This window comes from Dietzia maris, from assembly GCF_014144855.1.
GTDB classification, from domain to species: domain Bacteria; phylum Actinomycetota; class Actinomycetes; order Mycobacteriales; family Mycobacteriaceae; genus Dietzia; species Dietzia kunjamensis.
Window position 1 is genome coordinate 1 of sequence record NZ_JAALDN010000185.1, and the last position, 7,882, is coordinate 7,882.

General features: G+C 70.2%; 10 protein-coding genes. 4 read left to right on the forward strand and 6 right to left on the reverse strand.

Annotated features, from left to right (window positions below):
• Positions 1 to 74: 74 nt before the first annotated feature.
• From G6024_RS06700 to G6024_RS06710, 3 genes are all read right to left on the reverse strand, one after another.
• A complete protein-coding gene (locus G6024_RS06700) occupies positions 75 to 536 on the reverse strand; it encodes an SRPBCC family protein (RefSeq protein ID WP_096906637.1) in 462 nt (153 codons plus the stop codon).
• A gap of 156 nt (positions 537 to 692) precedes the next feature.
• A complete protein-coding gene (locus G6024_RS06705) occupies positions 693 to 851 on the reverse strand; it encodes a hypothetical protein (RefSeq protein ID WP_182640327.1) in 159 nt (52 codons plus the stop codon).
• A gap of 365 nt (positions 852 to 1,216) precedes the next feature.
• On the reverse strand, positions 1,217 to 1,378 hold the full coding sequence (locus G6024_RS06710; protein ID WP_159148340.1) for a hypothetical protein: 162 nt from the start codon (positions 1,376 to 1,378) through the stop codon (positions 1,217 to 1,219).
• Between the two features lie 315 nt (positions 1,379 to 1,693).
• On the opposite strand from G6024_RS06710, the gene argJ reads away from it, so the two are divergent.
• Together argJ and G6024_RS06720 are read left to right on the forward strand one after the other, a co-directional pair.
• Positions 1,694 to 2,914, forward strand: a complete 1,221-nt coding sequence (argJ, locus tag G6024_RS06715) for a bifunctional glutamate N-acetyltransferase/amino-acid acetyltransferase ArgJ (RefSeq protein ID WP_067716002.1) — start codon at positions 1,694 to 1,696, stop codon at positions 2,912 to 2,914.
• A complete protein-coding gene (locus G6024_RS06720) occupies positions 2,911 to 3,384 on the forward strand; it encodes a nuclear transport factor 2 family protein (protein WP_067715934.1) in 474 nt (157 codons plus the stop codon). The genes argJ and G6024_RS06720 overlap by 4 nt, the downstream gene beginning before the upstream one ends.
• A 28-nt stretch (positions 3,385 to 3,412) precedes the next feature.
• Here G6024_RS06720 and G6024_RS06725 read toward each other — a convergent pair whose 3' ends face one another.
• The 3 genes from G6024_RS06725 to G6024_RS06735 are packed head-to-tail and all read right to left on the reverse strand — an operon-like array spanning position 3,413 to position 6,994.
• Entirely contained in the window at positions 3,413 to 4,441 is a 1,029-nt protein-coding gene (locus G6024_RS06725; RefSeq protein WP_159148341.1) for an alpha/beta hydrolase, read from the reverse strand.
• Between the two features lie 52 nt (positions 4,442 to 4,493).
• Positions 4,494 to 6,371 carry a long-chain-acyl-CoA synthetase gene (locus tag G6024_RS06730; protein WP_159148342.1) on the reverse strand — a complete coding sequence of 626 codons (1,878 nt, stop codon included), beginning with the start codon at positions 6,369 to 6,371 and terminating at the stop codon, positions 4,494 to 4,496.
• A complete protein-coding gene (locus G6024_RS06735; RefSeq protein WP_082923886.1) occupies positions 6,368 to 6,994 on the reverse strand; it encodes a TetR/AcrR family transcriptional regulator in 627 nt (208 codons plus the stop codon). The genes G6024_RS06730 and G6024_RS06735 overlap by 4 nt, the downstream gene beginning before the upstream one ends.
• 219 nt (positions 6,995 to 7,213) lie before the next feature.
• Between G6024_RS06735 and G6024_RS06740 the strand changes: the two genes are divergently transcribed.
• Together G6024_RS06740 and G6024_RS06745 are read left to right on the forward strand one after the other, a co-directional pair.
• Positions 7,214 to 7,381, forward strand: a complete 168-nt coding sequence (locus tag G6024_RS06740) for a DUF2613 domain-containing protein (RefSeq protein ID WP_082923887.1) — start codon at positions 7,214 to 7,216, stop codon at positions 7,379 to 7,381.
• A 35-nt stretch (positions 7,382 to 7,416) separates the two neighbouring features.
• The coding region (locus G6024_RS06745; protein WP_159148343.1) for an alpha-(1->3)-arabinofuranosyltransferase domain-containing protein at positions 7,417 to 7,882 on the forward strand (466 nt) is incomplete at its 3' end.

Here is a 7,882-nt window from a genome sequence, read left to right on the forward strand (position 1 = left end):
GGCGGAGGTCGTCGCGGACCTGTGGGACCGGGCGGTGGCGCTGCGGGGCTGATCGACGCCCGGCCGGGTGCGGGTCACCCGGCCCGCCGCTCGGCCTCGGCGGCGATGTCCGCCAGGTCCTGCTCCATCGTCCTGCGGGTCGACTTCTCGGCGAACCGGCCCATCACGGACATCACGACCCGGGAGACTGCGGGGGCGTGAGCGGTGTGTGCACCGAACCGCATCCGCAGGGTCGAACCGCCGTCGGCGTCCGGGGTGATGGTGAAGACGGTCTTGTACTCGGTGCCGCCGCTCTCGGCGACGATGGTGGTGGAGTGTGGCGGCTCGACGGCCAGCACCATCATCTCCTCGGTCGCCTTCATACCGAACATCTTGCGCGTCTCACGCCAGCGCAGACCGGGCTGGTACGGGCCGGAGGTGAGGATCTCGACCGCCAGCACGCCACTGAGCGTGCGATGCGCCTCGGGGATGTCTGTGAGCACGGCCCACACGGTGTCGGGGTCGGCGGCGACGTGGCGGGTCAGGTCGAGTTCCATGGCTCCACGGTACCGGCGCGTGTGGACGAAACGGGTCGCGACAGAACGGGTTGCGGAAATGCGGAAACCGGCCCCCGCCGGAGCGGGGGCCGGTCTCACTGTGCGCTCGGGCCGACCGCAGCCGGGCCCGGGCGAGGCGCCGTCAGGCGCGTCGGCTCAGGAGCCGAGGGTCTCGGTGACCGTCTTGACGATGTCGCCGAAGAAGCCGAGAACGCTGGCGGCGAGGTCGCCACCGCCGTCGACGACCTGCGAGCCGGTGTTGACGGCGGCCGAGCCGGTGGCGAGGCCGGGGAGGAAAGACTCGATGGAACCCATGAGATGGTCCTTTCGTCGGGGATGCGACGCCTGGTGCGTCACTCGGTGTGCGGAGTTCCCGGCGAGCACGTGGCTCATCGGGAACTCACCTCCGGACGCTACGTACGGCTACAGCAGGATTCACCCGGTTCAGTGCCGAGCGCGGGCGATGGAAAGGGAATGCCTTTTACTTTCGCTGGTCGGCGCCGGTCCGCGGTTTAATGTGATCTGCGCCATATTCATTGCTGAAAGGCGCGCCGCACTTTTCCGGAAAAGCCTGGGAGGCGGGAGAAGAACGGGCCAATAACTGCACAACGCCGGCATCCTCGAAAGAGGATGCCGGCGTTGAAAGCGACTAGGACCTCGCGGGTCCGGCGTCACTCAGCTCAGAGCGAGCCCACGACGTCGCCGAGCGAACCGGTGACGGTGTTGTAGACGCCGCCAGCGGCGTCGGAACCGGTGGTGAGGAAGCCGTTAGCGGCCACGGAACCGGTGTTGATCAGCTGGTTGAAGAAGCCGAGGACGTCGGTGAAGATGGTCTCGATCATGGAGAACCCCTTTCGTTTGTGGGCGGCGCGAGGGTGCGCCGCTCTCGTGGTGCAGTCCTGCTTTCGGACTCGTGATGTACATCCCGAATCCGCTGGAGGACGTTACGCAGCACCCGCGGAATTACTACCTCCGGGGAGGTTTTCGCCCGGTGTTCCGGTCGCACACTTTCTTATCAATGCAGATAAGGGGGCTCCCCATTTTTCTCGTGTTAGTTGGGTCACATTACTGAAATACCTCGGGCTTCAGCAGGCGCCCCGGCCCGACACGGGCGGTCGCATACCGCCGGCGGACCCCGGCGGGGGAGAATGGTCACCATGACTCCGCCGAACGCCGCCGTCGCCGCCCAGACGATCCCGCTCCCGCCGGGCTTCCGCGCCCACGCGGGTGCCGCGGGTCTGCGTGAGCGCGGGGATGACGTCTTCGTCGTCGTCAACGACGGTCCCTCCCCGGCGTCGTCGGCGGTGTTCACCCGATCCCTCTTCGCCGGACCGTCGGTCGTGCTCAGCCGCGCCAACGCGGCGAGCGGTCGGGCGCGCGGCGTGGTGGTCGTGGCCAAGAACGCCAACGTCGCCACCGGCGAACAGGGCATGGCCGACGCGCGCGAGGTGCTCGAGCATGCGGCCGCCGCCGTGGGGGCGGCGCCGGAGGAGATGCTCATCGCCTCCACCGGCGTCATCGGCCGGCGGTACCCGATGGACCTCCTGCGCACGCATCTCGACGGCCTGGCCGGTGCCGGGTTCGACGCCGACGCGGTCGCGCTGGCCACCGCGATGATGACCACGGACACCCATCCCAAGACGGCGCGGGTGGAGGTGACGACGACGACGGGCGGCACCGCCGAGATCGTGGGCATCGCCAAGGGCGTCGGAATGGTCGAACCGGACATGGCCACGATGATCGCGGTGCTGTTCACCGATGCCGCGGTGGAGCCGGGGGTGCTGGACTCCGCGTTCAGGGCCGCGGTGGACGAGACCTTCAACTGCCTGTCCGTCGACACCGACACCTCGACCTCGGACACCGCGATCGCCCTGGCCAGCGGCGCGGGCGACCCTGTCGGCGAGGTCGAACTGCGTGAGGCGTTCGAGGCGATCTGCCTCGACCTGACCCGCCAGCTCGCTCGCGACGGTGAGGGCGCCACCAAGCTCCTGACCGTCGAGGTCACCGGCGCGCGGGACCGGACCCAGGCCAAGCGGGTGGCCAAGGCGATCCTCAACTCCCCGCTGGTCAAGACCGCGGTCCACGGCGCCGACCCCAACTGGGGACGGGTCGCCATGGCGATCGGCAAGTGCCACGACGACACGGACATCGACCCCGAGCGGGTCCGCATCGTGTTCGGCGACCTCGAGACCTACCCGGCGTTCCCCGGCGAGGCCGAACTCGAGCGGCTCACCGAGATCATGCGGGCCGGGGAGGTCACCATCGCGGTCGACCTGGGTGTGGAGAGCGGCGCCGGCGTGGCCGGCGGGGCCTGCACCGTCTACGGCTGCGACCTGAGTCGCGAATACATCTCGATCAACGCTGATTACACGACATGAGCCGGCTGCACGACGGGAGCGCGGTGGAGGACCTCGAGGCGATCCGGGCGGTCTTCGCCCGGCGCCTGTACGTCATGGACACCAAACAGTGGGACGCCTACGGACCGTGCCACACCGAGGATGTGGTCAGCGAGTCGTGGGCGGCGAGCGGCGGCGCGGCCGAGGTGCGCGGGCGCGAGGCGCTCACCGCCGCGATCCGCGACACCCTCGACGGTCCGAACCCGGTGACGAGCGTCCACCACGGCCACACGCCGCTGCTGGAGCTGACGGGCCCGGACCCGACCACCGGTGAACCCACGGCCACCGGCATCTGGGCGATGGAGGACCGGTTGTGGTGGTCGGTCGACGGCCGTGAACGGCGGCTCCACGGCTGGGGGCACTACCACGAGCGGTACCGGAGGGTGGACGGGCAGTGGCTGATCGCCTACCGGCGGCTCGAACGGATCCGCGTGGACACCGGCTGGAATTGACACCGCCTGGAACTGACACCGCCTGGAGCTAACCCGCCGGGTTGGGATTGCGGCGGGCCATCGCCAGCAGCGTGTCGCGGGTGTCGTGCCACACGGTGCCGCTGATGTCGCCCCACGGGTCATGCCCGCCGGGGACCAGTGAGACCCGGGCCGGGTCGCCGGCGCGGCGGGCCGCCCGGACATACGACTCGGACTGCTCGGGCAGGACCACCTTGTCGTCGCGGCCGTGGACGCACACCACCGGAATCCCGGCGGGAAGATGCGTGGCCGGGGACGCGTCGACGTAGCGCTGGCGGCGATCGTCCGGGCGGCCACCGAGGAGCCTGTGGACGTACCGGTCGCCGGTGCGCTCGGCCATGAGCAGGTCCGTCACCCCGGCTAGGGAGACGCAGCCGGTGACCGGCACGACCGGCCGGGACCCGGGCAGCGAGGACGGCAACCGCGCCCGCCCCGCGACCCACAGCGCGAGGTGACCGCCGGAGGAGTGCCCGGCCACCACCACCCGGCGTAGATCCAGCCGGCCGTCGAGCTGCGCGGAGACCTCGGCGAGGTGGTCGACGGCATCGCAGACGTCCGCCACGGTGGTGGGCCAGCCGCCGCCGGAGTCCACCCGCCGGTACTCGACGTTCCACACCGCCACGTCGAAGGACGCCAGGTCGCGTGCATGGTTCTCCATGTACGCCAGGCCGAGCGAGTCCTTCCACCCCCCGCCGTGGACGAGCACCACCACCGGCAGCGCCGGATTCGCGGAGTCGGGCAGGTACAGGTCGCCGAACGTCTGGCCGTCGGTGTCGCCCGGATCGGCGTAGTAGTGGCGGCGGGGCTCGGTCACCGGGACGGCTCCCTCGGGCGGCACGTACGGGCGCGGCGCCACCGAGTCCGCATTCTGGCCGGAACCGGACCCCTCGTCGTCGTCACCCGCTCCGATCATCGACGTCAGGGCCCACCCCGCCGCCCCGCCCAGGCCGGCCGAGAGGCCGATGAGCAGCGAGCGGCGAGACAGGTCGGGCCGGGCGCGGCGCGACGTGCGGCGGCTGGGCATGCGACTACTGGGCATGCGGCGGCTGGACCTCCTGGTAGGGGGCGCCGGCCGGGTCGGGCGGGGGGACTCAGACGGTGCCGGCGACGACGTCGTTCTCCGCGCCATCGTAGAACGGGACGTACCCGTTCTCCTTGGACAACACGTAGAGCGGGTCATCGAACTTCGAGGTGTCGAACGCCTGATCACGCAATTCGTTCTTGCGGCTCTTGTAGGTCGAGGTCTGCTCGAGCTCCTTGGACAGTCGGACGAACAGGGGCACCGCGTACGAGGGCAGCGAGTCGCGCAGGTGCTTCGCCATCGCCGCACCGTCGAAGTCGGACTTGTTGTGCAGACGCACCGCCGCCATCCCCGCCTTGCCGTCGGCATCCGGGACGGCCACCCCGTAGACCACGGCCTGGTCCACCTCGGGGAGGGAGCTGATCGCACCCTCGACCTCGGTGGTGGCCACGTTCTCGCCCTTCCAGCGGAAGGTGTCGCCCAGGCGGTCGACGAAGGACGCGTGCTTGAGCCCCTGGTCGAGCATGAGGTCGCCGGAGACGAACCAGGCGTCACCGTCGCTGAAGGCGTCACGGACGATCTTCTTCTCCGTGGCCTCGGCGTCGGTGTAGCCGTCGAAGGGCTGGGAGTCGGAGATCCCGCTGATCAGCAGGCCGGTCTTGCCCTTGCCGACCTTCGTCAGCCGGCCGTCGTCGCCCCGGCGGGGCTCACCCGTCTCGGGGTCGTAGTCGACGATCGCGAAGTCCATGGGGCAGTAGCCGGTGGTCCGTGGGACGTTGAAGGCGTTGACGAACGCGATGTTGCACTCGCTGGCCGCGTAGAACTCGCAGATCCGACCGATCCCGAACCGCTCCTGGAACTCGTGCCAGATCTCGGGGCGCAGGCCGTTGCCGGTCATGACGCGGATGGAGTGGTCGCGGTCGCCCGGGCCGGGATCCTGGTTGAGCAGGTACCGGCAGATCTCGCCGATGTAGATGGCCGCGGTCGCGCCGGCCGCGCGGGCCTGGTCCCAGAACTTCGACGCCGAGAAGTGTTCCTCGATCGCCATGCAGGCGCCCGCGGCGAGCACGCAGCCGAGGCCCACCGTGAGGGCGTTGTTGTGGTACATCGGCAGCGGGCAGAGCAGGACGTCGTCCTTGCGCAGGCGCACGCCCGACAGGCCGAACCCGGCCATCGCCTTGTTCCAGCGGTAGTGGGACATCGTCGAGGCCTTGGGTAGCCCCGTCGTGCCCGAGGTGAAGACGTAGTAGGCGGTCTCGTCACCGACGGTGGCGTCGGCCTCCGGCGGGTTGGTGTCACCCACGTCGTCGCCCAGGGCGTCGAGCTCGTCCTCCAGCCAGGTCAGGTCGGACAGCTCCTCCGGGCGGTGGTTCGCGCGGAACTCGCGGAAGGGCAGGTCGACCGGGGAGCTGACGGCGATGAGCTCGCCGACCCAGTTCTCCCGGGGGACGGACTGGACGGCCTCGGCGCACTCGGCGCCGACGAGCACGACCTTGGACTCGATGATCTGCTGCGAATGGTCGAGGACCTCGCCGCGCTGGTGGTGGTTGAGCAGGCCCACCGACGCGCCGACCTTGACCGCACCCAGGATCGCGAGCATGACCTCGGTGCGGTTGACCATGCAGATGCCGACGGTGTCGCCCCGCTCCACCCCGCGCGCCCTGAGCACCTCGGCGAAGCGGTTGGCCCGTCGGTTGGCCTCCCCGTAGGTGACCTCGGTGCCGAGGAACTTCAGGAAGGGGGCGTCGGGCCGGTCGGCCGCGAGTTTCTGGAAGCGGCGGCCGATGGACACCTTGTGGCTGCTGCGCGAGGTGCGGACGATGCGGAGACCGTTGAGGACGGACGGCAGGTCGGCGACCAGGGAGGGCAGGCCCTTGGCGAGGTCGGCCGGGCTGAGGGTCCGGGCGGCCTCGGACGGGCGGGCGGTGGCGGTGGACGTGTCGGTCACGGCTTCTCCTCTGTGGCGGTGGTGAGTGACTTCGCTGGGTCGCCCGCGAGGCCACGCCAGGCGAGCTCGACGACGACCCCGGCGGCCACCGACGTGGGGATCGAGCGGTGCGCGACGCGGTCGGCGACCGCCTCGCCCGCCCCGACGAGGGCGGTCGCGACGACCTCGAGCACCTCGCGGCTGCGCTCGTCGACGGAGTTCTGCGCGAGGAGGTCGGTGGTCAGATCCACCAGGACCGACCGGGTCTTCTCGACCTCCTCACGGAACTGGGGTTCGGCGAATGCCTGACGGTAGACGACGTTCCACGAGTCCGTGTGCTGGTCGACGAACTCCAGGAACGCCTGGACGACGCCCTCGAGTCTCCGCCGTGGTCCGGCGCTGCCGGTCGCGGCGTCGGTGAGGTGGTCGATGAGCCGCCCGGACTCCCGGACCACGCACGCGGCGAACAGTTCCTCCTTGGAGCCGTAGTACAGGTACAGCATCGGCTTGGAGATGCTGGCGTGGCGGGCGATGGTGTCCATCGAGGCCGACCGGTAGCCGAGATCGGAGAACACGCTGATCGCGGAATCGAGCATCTGTTGCTCGCGGATCGCGCGTGGGATGCGTTTGGTCCCCGTCGTCACAGGTCTCCTCCCGGCGGGCGCGCTGCGGTGCGGTGTGGTGCGGTCTGGTGTGGCGCGGTGTCATGTGCCACACCCAACTTACCCGCCGGTAAGGACTTATGGGAGCCGCTCCGCCGATCCGGCGGGCCGCGGGTGCTACTCTTCCGGCGTCGGTGTGCTCCACAGCACCCGCCGTGAGACATCGTCAGACACTGTCACGTGAACCGCAGGGAGAACCCGATGAGCTTCGGTACCGGAGCGCTCGCCAGCGCAGTCGGCGGAATCGTCCTCGGCGGCATCGTCGCCTTCGGGGTCAACACCGCCATGGCCGAGAACTCCATCCCCGAGGTCGCGCAGCCGCCGGCCGACCAGGCCCTGCTCGGCCAGGTCGAGTACGGCGCGCGCTGATCCCGCGCAGCCGTCAATCCCTCACGCCGGCGTAGGTGATCCGCGGGGCCCGATTCGGCGCCGGCGCGCGTGACGCGGTCGTCGCGTTCCTCGCTTTTCTCCTGCTGGCGTGCCTGCAGTCCCCGGGTCTGGTCGTCCCGGACACCAAGTACGACCTCGTCGTGGACCCCGGGCGCTTCCTCGCCCAGGCCACCCACCTGTGGACCGGGCTGTCCTTCTCCGGCCAGGTGCAGAACCAGGCGTACGGATACCTGTTCCCGCAGGGCCCGTTCTTCGCGGTCTTCGACCTGGTCGGGATGCCGGCCTGGCTGACCCAACGCCTGTGGTGGGCCGTCGTGCTGACCGTCGCCTTCGTCGGCGTGGTCCGCGTCGCCGCCGCGCTGCGCATCGGCACCCGCGTCACCCGCCCGGTCGCGGGCGTCCTCTACGCGCTCGCGCCGCGCATGCTCGGCGACCTGGGCTCGATCTCGTCGGAGATCTGGCCGGTCGCCCTCGCGCCCT